Here is a 21,572-nt window from a genome sequence, read left to right on the forward strand (position 1 = left end):
GATGACCGCCCGCACCCGCGTGCGGGTGCGGGCGCGGGCGCTGGTGGTGCTGGTGCCGGTGGTGGTGGTGCGGGCCTACGCCCCCGCTGAACCGCGCGGACGGCTGTCCCCGTTCCTCCGGGCACAGCCGTCCGCCCGATCAGAGGACCTCCACGCCATGGCCATCAATCCGCCGGAAGGTGTCGCCGACTTCCTCGGCTTCGTGTCGGGCATGGAGTGGCCCGAGGCCGACGAGGACCTCATGCGGCGGGTGTCGGAGCACTACGGCTCCATCGCCCGGGACCTGGAGACGCTCACCGGGTACGTCGTGGAGCTCATCCCGATCGTCAAGAACGACTTCGACGGCGAGGCGGCCGACTCGTTCCTGGTGGCCATGAGGGACCTGACGGGCCAGACGGCGGGCGCGAACCAGCTGGAGCAGACGGCGGAGCTGTCCCGTCAGCTGTCCGAGGTGGCCCTCAAGGTCGCCAACCAGGTCGAGTACACGAAGATCATGGCGATCCTCCAGCTCGTCCAGCTGCTGGCCGAGATCCTGTTCGCCACGCTCTTCTCGGTCTTCACCTTCGGCTCGGTGTGGGGGCCGGTGTCGGCGATGTTCGCGGCGACCCGCGAGGGCATCCACCACCTCTTCCGGTGGCTGCTGCAGACCATCCTCAGCCAGACGTTCATCGGCATCATGGGCGGCGTCTTCCAGGACACGGTGATCCAGCTCTACCAGCTCGGCGCGGGACACACCACGAGCTGGAACACCGAGTCGCTGATCGACTCGGTCAAGCAGGGCGCCCTGACCGGCCTGGTCGGCGGCCCGCTCGAGGTCGTCTTCCACTACGGCGGCAAGATGCTCGGCAGGCTCCTCGGCGGCAGGACGCCGGGCTCGATCCTCAGCAAGCGGATCGACGACGTGCTGAGCAAGGCCGACGACACACTGGGCGACGTCCCGAAGAACAAGACCCCCGACGTCCCGACGGGCGGGGCCGGCCCGAAGTCGAAGCTGGACGACATCGCGGCCAAGACGGACAAGGAACTGCCGCCCACCCCGGTCAACCGGGCGACGGACAAGGAACTGCCCCCCACGCCGGTCGACAGGACGCCGGAGGGCGCGACGCCTCCCCCGGTCCCGCCGAAGACCGCCACCGAAGGAGTCACGCCACCGCCGGTCGCCCCCGCCAAGCCGGACGCCGCGACCGCTCCCGGCAGGGCGAAGCCGGAGACGCCGGGCGGCGCCACGGCCAAGGACAAGCCGAACCCGCCCGCGACGGGTACGAAGGACGCCCCCGCGGCAGGCGCGAAGGACACTCCGGCCACGGGTGCGAAGGACGCTCCCGCCCCCGGTACGAAGGACGCTCCCGCCCCGGGCACGAAGGACGCTCCGACCACGGGCAAGCCCGAGACCGTCGGGGGCAGGAACGCCCCCGACTCCGACAAGTCCGCTGCCGGAGACGCGCCGACGACCGGCTCCAAGTCCTCCGGTTCAGCGGCGGCGGGCCGTACCGCGAGCGACACCGAGAACCCGCTGGACGGTCTCCTCGCCACCAAGGAGGCGCGATCGGACTTCGCCAAGGACGTCGGCGAACTCCTCGGGGGCGTCACCCGCCAGCTGGAGACCGGCTTCATGCGGTTCGGCGAGGGCACCATCGCCGACGCGTTCGCCGACAAGATGGGGGACGTCTTCGCCAAGCACCTCGCGCACGAGGGAGCCGAGGCGGCGGGCAAGGAGTTCGGCGAGATGCTGGCCCGCAAGTGGGTCCGTCTCGGCGCGGACCACTCCGAGCTTCCCGAGCTCCTCACCAAGGCGATGGGCGATCTGGGTCAGTTGGCGCCGCTCAGGAACCTCGCCGACGCGATGCCGGACCTGTTCGCCCGCTCCGAGCACAGCAACGCCCTGGCCCGCGTCTTCAAGCAGGAGAACCCGCTCCAGGGCAGCCCGATGTACCAGCTCGGCGGGGCCGTCGCGTCGCTCCTCAGCGAGGGCACGCACGAGATGCTCAGCGAGGGGTTCTACAACCTGTTCTTCGGGGACGGCACGTTCAAGGTCACCGCGGGTCCGTTCGCCTCCGGCGTGGCCATGGGTGCGCTGAGCGCCGGCCTGCATCGCATGTTCGAGCCGGTCATGACCAAGTACCAGAACTGGATCCTCACCCACCAGTACGCCGAGAACATCGACGACAACAAGTACTTCGGGCTGCTGCATCCCCTGAACATCGCCTCGTTCGTGGCGAACATGACGGGCAGCTCGGCACCGTGGCCGGTGCCCCGCCCCACGTCGGACACGCCGGACCCGAACTTCACGCGCGACATGAAGGACATGGTGAAGTGGGTCTTCTCGAACCCCTTCACGGGCACCTCGTTCTTCGCAGACGCCCCTCAGCAGCCGGACGTCACGGTCGAGAGCGACGGTGACGGCGCCCTCAAGCCGCTGGACCTCGACCTGGGGCCGTCGTTCTCCGACGAGATCGCCAAGGACCCGCTGTTCCGGACCGAATCCGACGGCGACACCTCCACGGACGGCGGTACCTCCACCGACGGCGACACGTCCACCGACAGCGGCAAGAAGGAGGGTTCGGACACGGAGGCGGCTGCCGGGCCTTCCCAGCCCACTGTCTCGTCCGACCTCTCCTCCGTGCTGGGCGACGGCGCGCAGGACGGGGCCCCGAACCGGACGGATCAGGACCGGCCGACGGATCAGCACCGGCCGACAGCGCACACGGTGACCCAGAGCGGCGGCGACCAGTTCACGGCGCCCGCGCCGAAGGCCGGCGAGGAGCCGGCGGAGGCGGAGGCGGAGGCGGAGGCGCGTGCCGCAGCGCCCGGGGTCACGCCCCACCCGCTCCAGGCCGAAGCGGACAAGGCCGCCGCCGAGGGACTCGACTACCTCCTCGTCGACGACGAGCGCACCACCACGTCCTCGAACGACGCCCCGGCGGGACGTTCGACACCCGTCGAGGTCGCCGCCTCCCCGCCTTCGGACGGCGGCGGCGACGAGGACAACGGCACCACTCCGCCGGAAGGTCAGGTACGGGAGATTCCCTCCGGCATCTCCGTCGGCGTCCTCTCCCCCGCCCAGACCACCGCCCTCCAGGCCCTCCCCAAGCGCCCCGGCGTCTTCGTCGTCGGCATGCACACCGACCCCGACACCCCCCACGACCCCGACACCCTCCTCAAAGCCCTCACCGACGCCCACGACAACGGCACCCTCGACGACATCACCGAAATCCACTTCACCGCCTGCAACCTCGCCACCCCCCTCCACGAAACCACCCTCAAAACCGTCATGACCGGTCTGTGGAAACACCGCGCCACCGACGCCACCCCACCCAGCCCCCTCAAAGCCATCGCCGCCAACGCACCCGTCTGGTACGTCCCCACGACGAGCGGTGATTCCACGGACGGCCCGAGCGGTCACCTGTTCACGGCCCAGCACGTCGGTCTCACTCCGGACGGAAAGATCGCCGTCGTCGACGAGGGAGCCGCCTGGCACGAGTACACCGACAGCGGCGACGTCGATCACACGCCGACCCGCACGACGGCCCCGTCCGCCACTCTCCCCGACGGCGCGGTCCGCTTCCGCTTCCGTACGCCCGCGGTCGACGCGGAGCACCCCGACGCCGTCAAGTTCGGCCCGGGTGGAGGAGAACCGTCCGGCTTCGGCTCCAGTTCCTCCTCCGGTTCCTCCTCCTCTTCCTCTTCCTCTGCCGGTGCCGGTGCCGGTAGTGCGTCGAGCCAGGCACCGCCGACCTCCGACGCACTCGCCGCTGCGCCGGACGCCACGGTCGACGACCTGGTCCGGATCCGCTACAGGGAGGAATCGGAGGCGTACGAACGGCGTCTCGCGGACTACCTGGCGACGCGGCCGGAAGTCCAGGAGGTCGCGGCGCGGTTGGCCGGCACCGTCTGGGACCGGATCACCAACGAGTCGGACCGTCGCAGCATGGGCACCCGCCATGCCACTGTGCCGGGCGCCGTGGGCAACTCCCCGGAGGCGCTGCGCCACGTCGTGCGCCAGGGCAACCTGCGCGAGCGGATGACCCTGTTCTTCAATTCCATCTCGTCGCAGGTCCTCCCGAAGGCCCTCAACCGCCGCCCTGCCTATCCGCCGTCCATCACGGAGGAGCGCACACAGCGCAGGGACAACCCCGACCTCCGCGAGCACTCCCGCCTCGAAGCAGAGATCAACAGGCTGCGGAGCCAAGGGCACGACCCGCGCTCCGAGGAACTCACGAGGGCCAACGAGAAGTGGGAGGCACTGGACTCGATCCTGAGGCCTTTCAAGGGAGACGAGGCCGTACCCACGCTGAGCGCGCAGGAGAGGATGATCGCCCTCAACTCGCGGGGCAAGCTGCGGTGGATTCCCGGCGGCAGTCGCCTCACGCTCGACATGAACACGCCGTTGCAGCGCGGCAGTGAGGAACTGGGGCGCCTCATCAGGTCCGGCACCTCGGGCTCGGGCTACTACTTCCATCGGTACGCCCAGCTGATGGCCGACCAGTGGGGCCTCCTCCTCGACCACCGCACGCTGCGTCTCGCGATCATCGCCACCTTCGTCGGCCAGGGCCATCACTCGCTGCCCGAGGTGCTGGCGGGCTCCGCCGCCTTCGCGCAGCAGTACGCTGCCCAGCACCCCGCGCGGACCGACATCGGCGATCTGCACATCACCCCGGCACCCGACCAGGCTCCGGACTGGGCGCACTACCGCTCTCTTCCTCCGCTGCCCGAGTCCGACCTGCGGGACCACGTCGCGGCCGGCGGACGGTTCCCCGACGAGATCGCCGAGGACTACCGGCGCGAACTGACCGCCATCCGCGAGGCCCGGGTGCCCACCCGGAATCTCGACGACATGGACATGGACCTGGACCCGGCACCCGAGTCCAGCACGCGTGCCAAGCGTCCCCACGGCGGTGACGGCGACGACGACACGGAGAGCAGGGGCCCCAAGCGTGACCGCCCGGACACCAGTCGCGACGTCCCCGAGAGCTCGGCCCACTCCCAGCCCGGTCAGCGGGTTCCCGAGGAGGTGGCGCCGACGGAGCAGCCGGTCACCGCGGACCGGTGGTCGGCGTGGAAGTGGGTTCAGGGCCGCCAGGACGTCCCGCCGCCCGCCCGTGTCCGCACCGAACGCTTCGATCCCGCGGCCGATCCGGACGAGCGTGGTCCCTTCCCCGGCACGGCGGACCGGCGGCGCGACGACGGGACGCGTACGGGCCGGTACACGCTCATCAACGCCGACGTGCAGCGCTTCCGCGTCCCGGACGGGGACCGTGCGGCGGGCGGCTCACCGGGCGGTACCGTACGGCTGGTCCAGCTCGACCTTCCCGTGGCCGTGGACGACGCCTACACCGCCGCCGACGCCGCCGCGCTGCGGGACAGGCTCCAGGGCCTTCTGGACGCCCATGTGAACCTGGGCTTCCAGCTGCCCCGGAGCGGGGACCAGCTCCACATGGAGGTCCGGCTCGACCCCAGGTCCGTGGCGGAGGAAGGTGCCAAGGGCCGCGACTGGATCACCGTGAGCCCTGCCACCGGGCCCGGTGACAGATCCGACCAGCTCAACTTCCGGCTGCGGGACGACGACGCGGATCCGGAGGCCAGGAACCGCGACGACGCCATGCTGCTGCACGAGTTGCTCCACTACGCCGGGCTGCCCGACCGTTACCACGACGCCGAGACCCTGTTCCGGCGCACTCCCGACCGGGCCGACGCGTCCGGAGTCATGGCGACGTCCACGCTGCCGGACGGTACCTTCCCGCGCCGCTACCTGGAGGCCATCGAGGACGTCACCGGCTCCGGTTCCGTCCTCCACGACAACACCGGCCCCGGCACCTGGCCCACGACGGACGGGCCCGTCACAGCGCCCGCCACGGGGACGGCACCGACGGGTCCGGTACGGGAGATTCCCTCCGGCATCTCCGTCGGCGTCCTCTCCCCCGCCCAGACCACCGCCCTCCAGGCCCTCCCCAAGCGCCCCGGCGTCTTCGTCGTCGGCATGCACACCGACCCCGACACCCCCCACGACCCCGACACCCTCCTCAAAGCCCTCACCGACGCCCACGACAACGGCACCCTCGACGACATCACCGAAATCCACTTCACCGCCTGCAACCTCGCCACCCCCCTCCACGAAACCACCCTCAAAACCGTCATGACCGGCCTGTGGAAACACCGCGCCACCGACGCCACCCCACCCAGCCCCCTCAAAGCCATCGCCGCCAACGCACCCGTCTGGTACGTCCCCGGCGGGCGTCTCGTCACCGCCGCCGACGTCTCCGTCGCCCCTGACGGCAGGCTGTCCGTACGCCGCGACGACGCCGCCTGGCAGGAGTACGCCGACTCCGGAGCGCCCGACCACACCCCGGACCTCATCACCACGCGCGCCGATGACCTGCCCGTCGCGGTCGTCCCGGGCGACGAGGCGATCGTCGCGTTCGGGACCGGCACGGCGGGCGAGGGGCCTCTGTCACAGCACCTTCCCCAGGAGCACTGGGGACTGGTGCTGTCGGATCTCCGCTGGTCGGGAGTGCTCACGGAGGTGGCGGACCGGCGGCAGGACGCGGGCGGCGACTGGCACACGATGAACGCGGACGCGTACCGGAAGCTGCTGGGCCGGGTGGCCGGGTCCGACCAGGACGACACGGCCGGCCGGGGCGACCTGTCCGAGGACGCCATCGAGGACGCGTTCGACAACTACGAGACCGAGGTCTCGTCCGCCGACGACGACCGGAGCCGTCTGGAGGCCGTCGCCGGCCTGGTCAAGGCGCTCCAGGGGGACGCGACGGGCAGCTCACTCACGCCCGAGGTCGAGATCCTGATCCAGCGCCTGCTGCTCGACCGGGGATTCCCCCCGGCGCGCTTGTCCGCCGAGGCCCGCACCCCGACGTTCTGGCAGGACGCGACCCCCGGGGTGCTCGCGGGCGAGCTGGCCCTCGGCATGGCCGACGTCTCCCGCGTCACCGCCCACCCCTCGCCCGCTTCGGACCCGAACACCGAGCCGTCGGCGCGACTGGACACCGACGCCTACCTGACCCTGCGCGCCGAGGCCGACGGGCGGGAACCGGAGTCGCCCGAGCAGGGCGTGCGGTCCCGGCTCGACGCCGTCTTCGCGAAGTACGGGGCGGATCTGGCCGGGGCGACCGGGCGCATGAAGCAGCTCGAAGCCGTCGCCGACGCGGTCCTGACGCTCCATCAGATCAGTGGTTCCTCGGCGTCCGCGCAGGGCGCGCTCACCGCCCACACCCGCTTCGTGGTTCCCCGCATGCTCCGGGACCTGGGCCTCTCCCCGGTGCCGCTGCCGGACAGACTCCATGCCGAGGCCCAGTGGAAGCAGCCCCGGCCCCAGGCGAGGCCCAACAGGCTCCGGCAGTTCGCGGTGGACGTGGCCATGGCCACCGTGGATTCGAGCCGCACGTGGTCACGGTCGGTCGCCCCCGCGGAGCGAGAGGCCGGCGACGACGTCCTGTCGACCAGTGCCGGCGGGTCCACGACCACCGACGGACCGGCACTGACACAGACCGACGTCACCGATGTCGACGCCACGCCGACCGGCGCCGGGCAGACCGGCATCACACAGGACGGATCCGCGCTCGACGGGGACGAGGACGCCCCGGACGGCCCGACGGACTGGCGGGCGGAGCTGGACACCCTCGGCACGCCTACGCCGGAGGACACCACCGCCTATCTGGTGCTGCCGGACGCCCCGGTTCCGCTGGTGGGCCGCTCGGACGGACTCCTGCGCACCGGCGACCGGCCGTACGCGACGCTGACCAGGGCGCTCCCGCCGGACGCGGTCCACTGGCTGGAGGTGCGGATTCCCGCCGGGCACGCCGTCGACGTGGGTGACGGGACGCTGCTGGTGGGCAAGGACAAGGTGGCTGCCGTCACCATCACCGGACCGGACGGCCCGGTCGACGCGATCCAGCGGTTCCAGCAGGGCCTGCACGGACCGGACAGCCCGCTCGCCGTCGAGGTCCGGCCGCTCCCTCTGACCGTCCTGACGCGCGTCGGGCAGGCTCTGCACGCCAACCCGGACCGTACCGAGCACCACGAGATCGTCCGGGCGGCGACCCGCATCGCGTACGCGGACGCCTCGCGCGCCGCCGAGCGACCCCTGGGCGAGTACATCGCCCAGCTGCCGGAGGTCCAGCGGCAGGTGCACGATCTCGTCAGGGTCATCTGGGACAGGACTCCCGTCAAGGACCGTCACAAGCTGGGCAGCACGGGGAACACCGGCAGCGGCTCCGTCGGCGCCGACACGGAGACCCTGCGGCAGGTCGTCGAGGGCGGGAACATCCGCGAACAGATGCACCTGCTCGCCACCGCGGTCCATGGTTCGGCCCTCACCGGCCCGTTGGGCCTGGCCAAGGACAAGCCCGCCATCCTCAAGCGGGAGTGGAGCCCGGGGATCCAGCAGGACGCCGATGTCGTGCAGCTCATCCGGCAGGAGCAGGAGCGGCTCGAACAGACCCTGCCCGAGGGTCCCGAGCGGGACGCGCTCGTCGCCGCCGTGGAACTGCGCAGGCGGACCGAGCTGGTACCGGACGAGGTGGTGCCGCCGCTCAGCGACCGCGAGCGCGCGCACGCGGTGGCAGGTGGGGCGCTGACCTGGGAGCCGGGCGAGCGCCACCGCCAGATCGCGCTCAAGACCGAGAGTCAGGTGACGGCGGACGGAACCGGTGGTCTGATGAGCGCCGGCACGTCCAACACCACGTACTTCACGCTGGCGGCCGTCCACGCGATGGCCACGAAGTGGCGGGTGCCGGTCGACTACCAGCTGGTGCGGTTGGCCCTCCTCGCCGACATGCTTCCGATCGGCCACCACACGTTCCACGAGATCATGACGGCGGCCGACGCCTTCGAGAAGGACGTTCTGCGCAGGAGGTCGGCCTCGTCCGACCTGCTCGGGTACTCGGACGACTGGACCAGGTTCCGGTCGCTCGCCCCCCTGTCCGAGGCCTCGCTCCGCTCGGCCATGCCCGGGGGAAGATTCCCGGACGAGATCGCCCTCGGTCTCGAAGCCGGTGAGACGCTGCCGGTGGGCCCCCGGGACCGGGCCGACGCCCCGCTGCCGGCCGCACCGCGGAACACGCGCGCGCTCCACGACGGCGACCTGGACGTGTTGCTGGCCGGGACTCCCGGGCTGACCGGCCGTACCGACGCGCTGATGCGCGAGGCGCTCGGCGAGGGGACCGGCAGCCGTGACTGGCGGCGGTTGAACGCCGACTCCTACCTGGAGCTGCGGCGCCGGATCGAGCAGGAGGACGACGCCCGACCGGACGACCAGATCGGCGTACGGGACGAGATCACCTCGATCATGGACCGGTTCTACGGCTTCGCCGAGGACGAGCCCACGCCCACCCCCGACCCCGTCCGGGACGGCCTCGACACCGCCTTCGACCGCTACTACGACGCCGTGTCCGCGAACCCGGGCGACCGGGCGCGGCTGACGGCACTCGTCGAGCTCGTGAGGGCGCTCCAGGGGGCCACCGACCTTCCGGCGTCGGCACCGGGCACGGGAGTCACCGCCGACGTACGGATCCTGGTCCCGCGCCTCCTGGTGGACCAGGGCTACCCGCCGGCGCTGTTGGGGGAGGCCGGGCACACCCCGGAGTTCTGGAGGCGCGACACGTCCGTCGTGGTGGACGAACTGAGCTCGGGTATCGCCGAGTTCACCCGTCGGCGGCCGGTACGCGTCATTCCCTCCGGCATCGCCGTCGGTGAGCTGAGCCCTGCCCAGTCCCGGGCGCTCGCCTCCCTTCCCGCGCAGCAGAACCGGTTCGTCGTCGGCATGCACACCGGCGACGACGCTCCGCCCCGCGCCGACCTCGTACTCGCGGCACTCGTCGACGCCCACGACGACGGCAGGCTCGACGGCGTCACCGAGATCCAGTTCACCGGTTGCGACCTGGCCGCCCTCCATGACACGACCGTCAAGGAGGTGATGAGCGGCCTCTGGAAACACCGCGCCCAGGGGGGATCGCAGCCCGACTCCCTCACCGCGCTGGCCGCCGACGCACCGGTCTGGTCCGTGCCGGGCGGCTCACTCGTCACCGCGCGCCAGGTCGGCATCACCGCCGACGGCCGGATCGCCGTCGGCGGTGACGGCTCGGACTGGCACCGCTACACCGACAGCGGCACCGACGACCACACCGCCGAGAGGGTGTCCACCCACCATGACGGGGCCCCGGACGACGCCGAACGCGACGCCGGTGCGGACACCCGGGATCATCCCGGCGCCGTCCGGTTCGGTGACGCGGACGACGTGTCGCTGACCGCCCTCTTCGGGCCCGGCGGTGAACCCTCCACTCGCACAAGGCTGACCCTCCAGTTCCCCGAAGGGGGCAAGAGCCTCAGCGAGGTGCAGCGGGGAGAGCTCGACGACTTCGCCGCGGGGCTGCTCCCCGAGCTGGAGCGCCGACAGCTGTCCGGCGAGGAGAAGCTCACGATCACGGTGACCGCGGGCGGCAACAACCGGATGCCCCACAAGGCGATGCGAGCCGCCACCGAGCGTGTGGACGGGATCGCCGACGCGCTCACCCGGAGCATCGAGAACGCGGCGGGCGGGCCGGAGGCCGCTCGAAGGCTGGTGGACAAGGTCGATGTCGACCGTGTTCCGCACGGTCTGTCGGTCAAGGAGGCCGTCACGCCGAACGACGCGTCGGTGGCCCAGGCGCGGCGCCAGGGCACCGTCTCCGGTGACGTGCGCACGCTGACCCGGTACTCCGACGAGGCCCGGACACTCCTCCAGCAGCTCGACGACGCCGAGATCGACGCCTCGAAGCTGGCGCTCGTCATCGGTCACGCGAGGGGCGACCAGGTTCTGCGTGACCTGGCGCGGGAGCCGGACCAGCCGGTGGCGCGGGCGATCAGCGAGATCCACCAGACCGTCAAGCCCTACCGGCATCCGGTGCAGTCCGGTGCCCGGCTCCCTGCCGACCGCCTGGCCCGGCTCCGGGAGCTGGCGGACGCGCGTACGACGCATCAGCTGGGCGACCTGATGCCCCCCGCGCTCGCTTGGACGACCAGGCAGGGTCACGAGCCCCACCCGGCGCACAACGTGATCTTCGAGGTTCAGCCGCTGCTCGCGTGGGACGCGCGTACGGTCGGCGACGGGAACCGGATCGTGTTCACACCCGGCTCGCACTACGAGGTGCGGTCGGTGACGCGGGCGGCGAACGGCCGGTCCTTGGTCAAGATCCGTGAGGTGGACCCGCAGGCCGCGGAGGGCTCCGAGCACGGGCCGTCCCGGCGGCCGGCCGACCGGGACGATCCGGCCATCGGCATCCCCGGAATGAGCTTTGTGGGACCGAGCCGGCCCACCGACCCGCGGCCCCGCTGGAGCGGCCGGCGCTACGCGTTCGAGACGAACCACCACGTCCACCGCGGCGAGGTGGAGGTCGAGGTGGTCGACGGCGCTCCGTACGTGCGCTTCTACACCGTCGTGATGGACGAGGTCGCTCTGGACATCACCCCTGGTGTACGCGGACGGGCCACATCGTCCCGCTTCAAGGACGTCCAGCAGAACCCCGAGACGGGGGAGATCGTCCTCTGCACGGGCACGGGTGACGCCACCATGTGGACGAGCGTGGGAACTCCGGCTCGGGCCGTCGCGTGGGGCATGAAGTACGCGTTGCAGGAAGGAGGGATACACAAGCCGCTCATCCGCTCCTACCTGGTCCCCCAGGACACGTACCACCGCATCACGCGCGCCGCCGTACCCATGGAATCACCGGCAGGTTCCCTCGGCAGGGAGACCACCAACGTCGACCACTCGGCCGACCGCAACCAGTTCGGAATCCGCAACGCGGATCTCGAGCTGCTCCGCCAGAACATCCTGCCGAACTCTCTGATCACCTACTTCGACGGCCCGAGGGATCACCTGAGCGAGGACGACGACCTTCCCGGTCACACGTTCCCGAAGCACGGTGAACACCTGCACGTGAACGAACTTCGCGACCGGCTCGGGATGCCCGACTCCGAAGCCCGTGAGCTGAGCGCCCGATACAACCCCTGGCTCGAATCCACCCAGGTCCCGCAAGAGGACGGCCCTCCCAAGTACGTCAAGAAGGACTCCCATCAGAACACCGACGAGACGCTCCACTGGATCTCCAGGAAACTGCGCCAGCACTACGTGACGTGGGAACAGCTCAACCAGAGGCCCGTCGACCGCGTTCGGCACCCTCTCCAGGAGGACGAGATTCCGTTTGTGGCCCGTGAGAAGGAACTGAAGCAGTTCCTGGACGACCACAAGCACCTTCTCGACGTCGTCAACACGGCGCCCGCCGAGTGGTCGGCACGGTACGGAACGGGCTCCGTCGACCGTCTCATGCACGAGACGGTGCTGGTCTGGGCCACCCACGCGGCCATCGCCTTCGAACTGGCGCGCCAGAACAAGGAGGTCCGCGCGGACCTCAACGTCACCGACACTCCCGTGGTGCAGGACTTCGCCGCCCTGCGCGAGGGGCGGGCCGCCGAAGTCGCCCGGCAGCTCCGGGTGGGTACGGAACTGAGCGGCCTCCGGCAGGAGGGTCAGCCGGTGTTCCGCATGCTCGACCTCCTGAAACAGGAGTTCCCCGAGCTCACCCGCCGATACGAGATGATCTGCGCCTCGAACGAGGAGTACACGTTCTACCAGCACGCGCAGATGGTCGCGGGCCAGTACCTCAAGCTCGTCGCCGCCGGCGGTGATGCGGGACGACGTCTGATTCCGGTGGACGCCGTCGTCAAGTCGATCTTCTTCCACGACATCGAGAAGCTGAACTCGAAGGCGATGTACGGCGACGGGAAGGACGCGCACGACGACGAACCCGAGCACCGCGGCGCCGTCGAACTCATGCGCCGCTACCGGAACCTCTGGGGCGACATGGAGAGGGAGGACGTCCGCTTCGCGTTCCATGCCTCCCTCGTCATGGTCGACTCCGATCCTCTCGGCTTCTACTACCGTGGAAAGAACGATGGCGATGCCACGTTCCTGTGGATCGCCGAGGCAGCCCTCAAACTGACCGGGAAGCCTCTGATGACGACGGAGGGCACCAAGCGTCGTCTCGTGGACCTGGAGGACACGGAACTGCAGGCCGTCCGGCAGCTGTTCCACGAGTTCCACCAGTACTACCAGGCCGACCTGTCCTCCTACACGAGCTACAGCGAATACCACGACGAAGGCGCGTGGAAGTCCGGAAGGCCTTCCTTCGACAAGTACTTCGAACCGCCTTCGGACGATTCCGGGAGCGGCGAAGGGCCCAGGCCGGGGCACGGCCCGAAGCTGGCCGAGGAATCCGCTTCCACGGACCCGACGGGCGATGGCTTCCCGACGTACCGGAGGTTCCTGCTCGTCGACAGGACCGCCGGCCCGGACCGGTTCACGTACGAGAGCAAATACGGCGACCTGGCCGCGATGTTCGCCGACAACGCCACCGTGAAGGGGCATTTCGAGAGGATCGCGGCAGCGCGCCTGCGTACCGAGGCCGGAAAGCTGGGCGACACGGACAACGCCCGGCAGGAACGACCGGAACAACCGGAGGTCGCCGCGCAGGAGAGCGATGACGACGACATGCTCGGCGGCTTCATGGGCTTCGGGAGCGCCGAGGGGCAGGCCACGCCCGTGTCCCCGCCCCTCTCCGACGCCTCCGTCTCCGCCCCCGGGTCCTCCCGGAACTCCGCCGACCGGGTCGAGGAGCTCGTCGTGGCCATCACCCGGTCGCGACAGGAGAACGACACCCACCACCTCATCGACCCCGCCACCGCCTCCGAGGAGGCGGAGCGCATTCGCGACGCCACCGGGCGGTTCCCCCGGGACGAGCGGTTCTTCACGCTGGCCAACCACGTCGTGGGGTCCGACGGCGCGCCCACCTGGCGCGGGCAGCGGGTCACCGCCGGCGAACTCGCCGTCGTACTGTCCAGACTCGCCGACGACGGTGTCTGGGACACATCCAAGCCCCTGCAGTTCGCCGCCTGCGGTCTGGGCGGCGGGCTTGAGCGTTCGTATGCCGCCGACACCCTGCGGGCGCTCCGGGAGCTGCGGCCCGACCTGCCTCTGACCGCCTACGCGCCCCGATCCACCCTGTGGTTCGTGCCCCGGGTGACCGGCCCGTTCGCCACCGACGCCACGGGCCCCGGTCACACGACCGTCGCGCAGAAGGTCGTGTGGGACGCCGACGGCAGGCCCCGTCTGCAGCCGGACCACTGGGTCCGGCTGTCCCTCCCGGTGACGGAGGGCGCCGAGGTCGAGGCCACGCTCCTCGGCGCCCACATGCCGCCCGACGGTCACCTGCCGCCGGATGCCGTCCCGGCGACGACCGCGGGCCCGAACGGGTACCGCACCGTGCGGGACAGCGCCGAAGACGTCCCCGGCGCGGTGCCGTTCGGAACGCCCGCGTCTCTCCTGGGCCCGGACTCCTCCCCCAGGTCCGACAACGGTGAGGGCTCGTCCTCGCGACAGCCCCACCCCGAAGCGGCGCCCTCACCCCTCCCCGCACCCGTGCCCCCGGCGCCCGCGTCCCCCAACCCCCCGGCGCCCCGGGCTCCCTGGTACGTCACTCAGGGGGCGCTGGGCGACGGGCGGGTCACGGCCGTCCTCGACCGCACCCGGGTGGCCGGGGACCTGGCCACCGCCAGGACCGTGCTGGAGCGGGCGGGTCTGGACGCGCGGACCGTACGGAAGGTCATGGGGCATCTGACGCCGAAGGTCTCCGGCGGCGATCCGGAGTCCTGGAGTCGATTCCTGCGCAACGGTCTGACCTTCGTGGCCGACGGCAAGATCGTGATCCTGACCGCCCGGCCGACGGACCCCACGCACCACGCGGCCCTGCCCAAGGAGGAGACGGCCCCCCACGCCCCGCGCAACCAGGCGGTCACCAACCGCGCGGTGACCTCGGGCGGCAACGCCGCGGTGGCCGCCGGCGTGGACGCCGTCGTCAAGATGGCCAACGCGGGCGACCTGAACTCGGTGATCCCTTCCGTCAAGGTGCAGGCGGGCACCACGCACGCCACGTCCCGAACCGTCACGGCGGACACCCAGGGCACCGGACGGACCGTGGTCAAGGAGACACACGAGTTCGCCGTGGGCGTGGGTGTCCAGGTCCATGTCGTGGACCGGGACGCCGGGCTGGAGCGCAAGGCGCTGCTGGACTTCCCCGGGCGGCTGCGCCTGGCCCTCCCCGAGGGTTCCGGCCCGTCGGGCGAGGCCACCACCTGGAAGGTCGTGGCCCCGGAGACGCTCAAGTCCACGCTGTCCACGATCAACGCGGTCGCGCCGACGGAGCTGCTCACCGATCTCGCCGCCACTCTGCGGAGGGCCGGGTTCGCCCCGGACGTCGCCGCGAAGTTCCTCTCCGAGGTCACGGAGGACTTCCTCAACGAGAAGTCGTTCAAGGACGGCAACCAGTGGTGGTCCACCGGCAGCCTGACCTCCAAGGTCTTCGCCGCCGGAGGTTTCCCGAAGAGGTCCCTGGCCGGGCACTTCCTCGTGAGCGCCGAGCTGACCGGGCTCCAGCGCAAGGGGGAGACCGGCAGGCCGCTGCGGGTGCGGGAGGACTTCTCGGACGCGTTCGGTGTGAAGTCGAGCGGCAAGTACGGAGACAAGACGGGGCTGACCGTGGGGGTGTCCGCTCCGGCATCCGTCAGCAGGTTCGTGGCCGTGCCCAGCCTGGAGCTGGCGATCAACGCGGCCCGCTCCCACAACGTCGACGTGGGTGGTTCGGACAAGGGAAAGGTGAAGCTCAAGCACGCCGAGGAGACCCAGACCGAGTACCGCGCGACCGCTCGGTTCCACGTGGAGTTCGTGTCGGCCTCGAAGCGGCCGGCCCTGGCGTTCGACTCCTCGCTGGAGCTGGCCGTGGGCGTGCCCGCCTCGCAGGCCGCTGCCTTCGAGTCGCGTCTGCTGGGCCCGGTCCCGGAGCCGCTCGCCCCGGAGCAGACCGCTCCGGAGACCGGGGCGCTGGGGACCGGGGCACAGCGGACCGGGGCACAGGGAACCGGGGCGCAGGGAACCGGGGCGGCCAGAGGTGACGACGCGGCCCCGCCGCGGTCCACCTCGCGTTTCCGGGCCGTCGGCCAGGCCGTGCGCGGACTGCTGCGCATGGCCCGCCAGGAGCCCCTCGCCACGGTCGACGTCGGTGCGGCCCGGCCCTTCCCGAGCGGCGGGATGCCGGACCCGGCGGGCCTGCTCAGGATCGCCAGGCGGTACCCGATCGAGATCGCCGCACCTGAAGGCGCGGTCCTCGCCGGAGCCCCCTGGGAGGCTCTGCGCCGCCACCCTCATGTGTCGTTCGTCCCCGACGGGCGCCCCTACTCCCCCGTGCCGGCGACGGACACACCCGTACCGGCCTTCCGCTATCACGTGAACGCGACCGGCGAGGTGACCGCCGCCCGGCGACTGGGCACCTCCTCCTTCACCCAGCTCTTCGGTCCGCTGAAGCCGAGGCAGGAGGGCGGCATCGAGCAGCTCGCCGCGCTCTGCGCCGACCGTCCCTGGCTGAGCTTCGAGGTCCACGACGGCGAGGACGCCCCGCCACGTCTCGTCGAGCACGGCGGAGCCTCCCTGGACGGGAACGGCGTCCGTCTGATCGCACACGTCGGCGCGGACGGCGCGATCGACGTCCGCGGCACCCTGCGCCACCCCGTCGAACAGACCGTCCGCAACCTCGCCGTCGTCGACGACGAGGCGGCGGCGCGGCCCACTCAGGTGTACGCCGACGTCGCGGCCGAGCTGGAGGACTTCGCCGCCCACCGCGGTCCGGTGGCGGTACGGATCAGCGAGCGGTACGCGCACGCCGCCGAACTCACCACCGGCATCGGCGGGATCCCCCACGTCCATCTCCTGGAGGAAGGCGCTCCGCAGCAGCCGAGCGCGTACCTGATGGAGGTGACCGGGACCGGCGATCTCCTCGGCCCGTTCCGCCTGCGGGACTTCGGGACCGATCCCCTCGAACCACCGGCCCTCGCCTCGCGCACGGGCCTGGGCCCGGGGGTCGTCGGCGAACTCCCCGGGGCGCCGAAGGTGCTGGAGACGGCACGCGCCTGGCTCGACACGCACCTGGAGAGGACGGGCCTCACGAGGCGGCTCAGCGAGGCGGAATACGCGCAGTTCGACCGTGAACTCGCGGCGGCCTTCGGCCCGACCGGGATGCGGGCCCGGTTCGCCAAACTGCTCGGCTCCGGCGTCCCGGTCGTCCTCCGGGTCGGTGGCCAGGACATCCGTCTGCATCTGCGCACCGAACTGCGGGAGTTGCGAGGAGTCTCAGACGAGGCCGGTCTGGCCGTGACCCGTTCGGCGACGCGGAGTACCAGCCACGCCGTCGGAAGCGGCGACCAGGTCGCCGCCTCGGTCAGCGGCGGGGCCACACTGCGCATCGGCACGGGAGAGCGGACCCGCGTCGAAGTGCCCGGAGCCAAGCTCACGGGCGGCGTCACCCTCTCCCACGTCAAGGAGTCCGTGGCCGCCACCGCGAAGATGTCCCGCGAACAGGAGACGAGCGGCGACCACACCGCGTTCACCTACGCGGCCGTCCACCACCTGACCGCCTCCGTCCACGACGGCAAGGGCGAGTTGGTGTCCGGTTCCTCGCTGCGTGTCGAGGGCGAGAACGTGTCCGCGGTGGTGCGGGTCGGCAAGGACCACCTGCCGGATCCCGAGCGCTCCGCGACCGACCACGCCGGTACGGGCGCCACGACGGTGTTCGACGACGACGATCCGGGATGGATCGGTGGCCCTGCCCACCCGGAGGCCGAGTTCGCCCTCCCGCGCGACGGGCTCGGCGGCATCCAACCGGAGTTCCTCGGCACCGGTGACCTCACCGCCCTCACCGCCCGTTTCGTCGCCGAACGCGGCGGCGGCGCTCCGCCGACCGCGCACGGCGACGAGTTCGGCAGGCACACGGGCGACAGGGTCGGCGCCCTGCGCCGGGGTCTCACCCCGGAGATCGAGGAAGTCCTCACCCCGAGCGTCCTGCAGGCCGAGTTCGAGCAGCTCACCGGCCGGGACGGCGCGGTCTTCCCGCTCGCGCCGGACCCGTCCGGCCGCGCGCAGGCACTCGTGGTCAGGCTGAGGCTCGGCCGGCCGGTCCACGAGGGCTCCGGTACGGAGACCAGCCTGGCGTACGGCGCGGAGACCGGCACCAAGTCCAGTACGGCCCACACCAGGTCGGCCAACGTCGGCGGCGGCCTCGGCGTGGGCGGCCACGCCTCCCTCACCGGAGCCTCGGTCACCGTCGGAGGGTCCGTGGACGTCACGAGGACGTACACCGGCGTCCGCACCCTCGCGTCGGCGAGCAGCGGCACCTCGACCGTGACGTACAAGGGAACCAGTCACCGCTTCCGCGCCGACGCGTACTACGAGATCACCCACCACACGTGGCAGCCCGACGGCCGACGCTCCCTCGGCTCCTCCGTCCCCGCCCCGCGGACGCGGTACGTGAAGGTGGACGGCGGGGTGGAGCTGACGGTGCCGGACCACCGGGCCCGCGCCTTGGACCTTCCCGTCCCCGGCCCGCGGGAACCGGCCCCGACGCCCGAGCCGCGCTCGTACGTCGACGCCGACCTCGCGAAGGCCGTCTCGCACGTGGAGAGGCTCGACGCGGACGTGGTCCTGCCCGAGGTCAGGCGGCTGCTGGCGGAGCTGGGGGGCATCCCCGTCGGCCCGGACGACGGCCCGCCGACCGATCTCTCCCGCAGCCTGGCCTCGGTGTTCTCGGCGGAGTCGCTGCGGGCCGACTTCACGGCTCTCCGCACCACTTCGGTGCGTCAGCTGATCAAACTGAGGCAGTCCGGCGGCGGTACACGGCTGATCGGCATCCGGGTCGGGGCCACGGTCGGGGAGCCGACGTACGTGGGACCCCGCGACCTCGTCACCCTCGCCGTGGCCGACACGGCCACCCGGTCGTCCGCTTCGGCGGCCGGCGTCTCCGACAAGCTGGGCGGGCAGGTCAGCGTCGCCGTCAAGAAGACCGACGCCGACGGCGTGCCGCGCGGCGGAATCAAGATCGGCGGCGGGGTGGACACGTCCGTCGGCCGTACGCGGACCGACACCGACTCCGAGCGCGACCAGCACAGCCTGGAGATCACCGGCACCGCGCAGGAGTTCTCGCACTCCGTCGAGTACCACGTGGAGGTCTTCGACGCCTCCGAGCCGCACCAGCTGGTACGGATGGCGGGCGCCGCGCTCAACGCGCCGGCACAACTCGTCGACTGGGCCACGGACGGCCGCGCCGGACGCTGGTTCGCCGAGCAGTGGGGCAGCCGGTGGGAGACGCTCTTCCCCTCGGGACACGCGGCGAAGGCGACGAGCCGACTGAGGGGCGGTCTGGCCGCCCATCTGCTGGTCCCGGACCATCTGACACGGCAGGGCCCGGGCACCCGTCCGGCGGCCGTCCAGGTGACCGGACGCGTCCGGCCGGACGGCCCCACGGCCGTCCCCGAGCCGGTCCAGGAGATGAACAGGGAGCTGGCTCCGGCGATGCAGGCGCTGGCGCTGCCAGGACTCGACCAGGTCCTGCGGTGGCTGCCCGCCGCCGCCTCCCTGCCGCACCGGGTGGGAGCGGGCGACACCGAGGCGCCGCCGCGCGGGGACCTCGCCCCCGCGAAGCTCGAGGGCCTGCGGGCCGACCTGCTGACGAGCGAACGGAACCTGCGCGCCAACATCCGCGCGCTGCTCGGCGACGGGTACACGGTTCCTGTGGCGGGCGGCGAGAGCGTCACCGTACGCCTGGTGGTCCACCGCGCCCGGCACCTGGCCTCCGGCACGTTCGACTCCGGCGTCGAGACGGGAGTCAAGGAGCGGGAGTCCGATCAGGAGCGGGAGCGGACCACGTCGGCGTGGTCCGGTTCGATCACCCCGGACGTCCGAGTCCACGCAACGGACAGCGGCGCGCCGGTCTCCCCGGACGTCTCCGGCGTCGCCACGAACCTGAGCGTGCCCGTCTCCCTCGGCGGTGAGGCCGGCCACAGCCTCAGCGCCACCCGGAGCGAGACGGTCGACGAGCGGGAGAAGGAGAAGGGCACTCAGCACTACTACACGGCCGACGTGACCTGGGTGCTCACGGGCAGCCGGGGAACGACGGTCGAGGCCGTGGTCGAGGCCGGTCTGATCGGCCTGCTGCCCGACTCCGCCGTGGACGGGCTCGTCGGCGGTCACGCGGGACGGTTCGGACCGAAGCCGCCGGCGGAGGCGGCGCCGGAGACACCGGCCGCCCCGAACGTGGACGGCGACCGCCAGGAAGAGCCGAGCGCGAACGGCGAGACCACGGAAAGCCCGCGCGTGGACGGCGAGACCCCCCTGGAGGATTCGACCGCGAACGACGACGCCCCGGAGGTCCCGTCACCTGCCGACGCGGACCGGACCGAGGCACCGCCGACCCCGTCCCCGCTCCCGTCGATCACCGTCACCCCGCCCACCGACGACCCGACCGCACCCGACAGCGCGCCCAGGCCCGACACCACGCCCACCGTCCCGGCCCCCGGGCGGCTCGCTCCGCCGGCCGGGCCCCGGGGCCCGGTCCCGACCGTCACCGTCACCCCGCCCACCGACCGCCCCACCGCACCCGAGGCGACGGCCACCGCACCCGACCCCGGGCGGCTCACCGCGCCGCCCACACCTCCCGGCCCCGTCCCCACGATCACCGTCACCCCGCCCACGGACGCGTCCACCTCGTCGGACACCCCGCCGGAGCGCCCGGCGACGCCGTCCGCCCCCTACCGCCTCAGCGAGTACGAATCGGGCGGAACGACTCGCCACACCTACCGGCTCGACGAGACGCGCGTGGAGGCCGTCGCGGACGACCTCGACCCCATCGCGCGCGCCCTCAACGGCACGCCCGGCGACGCCGCGTCCTTCCCCCTGTACCGGCCCGTGCGCCCCGTCGAGTCGGTTCAGCGGCCCGCCCTCCAGGTGTCCGCCGACCACCGGTTCGCGCTGCCGGACCACGGGGGCCTGGGCAGGGACTTCTACGCCACGCCGGACGCCGTCCGGGCGGCGTCGGCCGGTCTGGCCGCCACGGGGCCGATTCGGCTGGTCGTCGACCCGGAGTCGTACATCCGCTTCACCCGGGACGGCGTGGAACACACCCTGCACCGGGTCACCGTCCAGGGAAGCGGCACCGCCGGTGCGGTGCCCCCGGTGCTCACCGGTGATCCCCAGGGACATCACCTCACGCTGCGGGACGGTACGCGGGCCGATCGGCGGGACGCGGACATGCGGCACGCCGTGGACACCAACCTCGCGCACTACGGCGATCGACTGAACGCCATCGCCGACCAGTTGGAGCGGGCCGACGCCGACCGCACGGACGGGCGGACGGTGCTGGCCCGCGCGCTGGCCGACCTGCGACGCGTACGGGAGGAGGGGAGCGACCCCGGCGCCGTGGCACGGGCCGAGGCCGCGGCGGTGCGCGCGTTCGCCGACGCGTCCGGGGACGGGTACGAGTCCCCGGACGGCGACTGGTACGTACACCTCGGCGCGGGGGCCGTCCTCACGCTGCCGACCGTGGACTGGTCGTTCTGATCCGACCCGGCAGCACGGGACTGAACCGTGCCCGGCGTTCCGTACGTTCCCCCGGGGGCGTACGGCCGCCGGGCCGCCCCGATCCAAGGACAGG

General features: G+C 71.9%; 1 protein-coding gene. It reads left to right on the forward strand.

Annotated features, from left to right (window positions below; genetic code table 11):
- The first annotated feature begins 1 nt into the window (after position 1).
- A complete protein-coding gene (locus ACRRSS_RS19350) occupies positions 2 to 21,478 on the forward strand; it encodes a hypothetical protein (protein WP_435972361.1) in 21,477 nt (7,158 codons plus the stop codon).
- The last annotated feature ends 94 nt before the right edge of the window (positions 21,479 to 21,572 follow it).

Source organism: Streptomyces sp. Qhu_M48, assembly GCF_051305195.1.
GTDB lineage: Bacteria > Actinomycetota > Actinomycetes > Streptomycetales > Streptomycetaceae > Streptomyces.

Excerpts from the sequence above, each read along its gene's own strand:
- ACRRSS_RS19350 (WP_435972361.1), top strand. The coding sequence starts at position 2 with ATGACCGCCCGCACCCGCGTGCGGGTGCGGGCGCGGGCGCTGGTGGTG.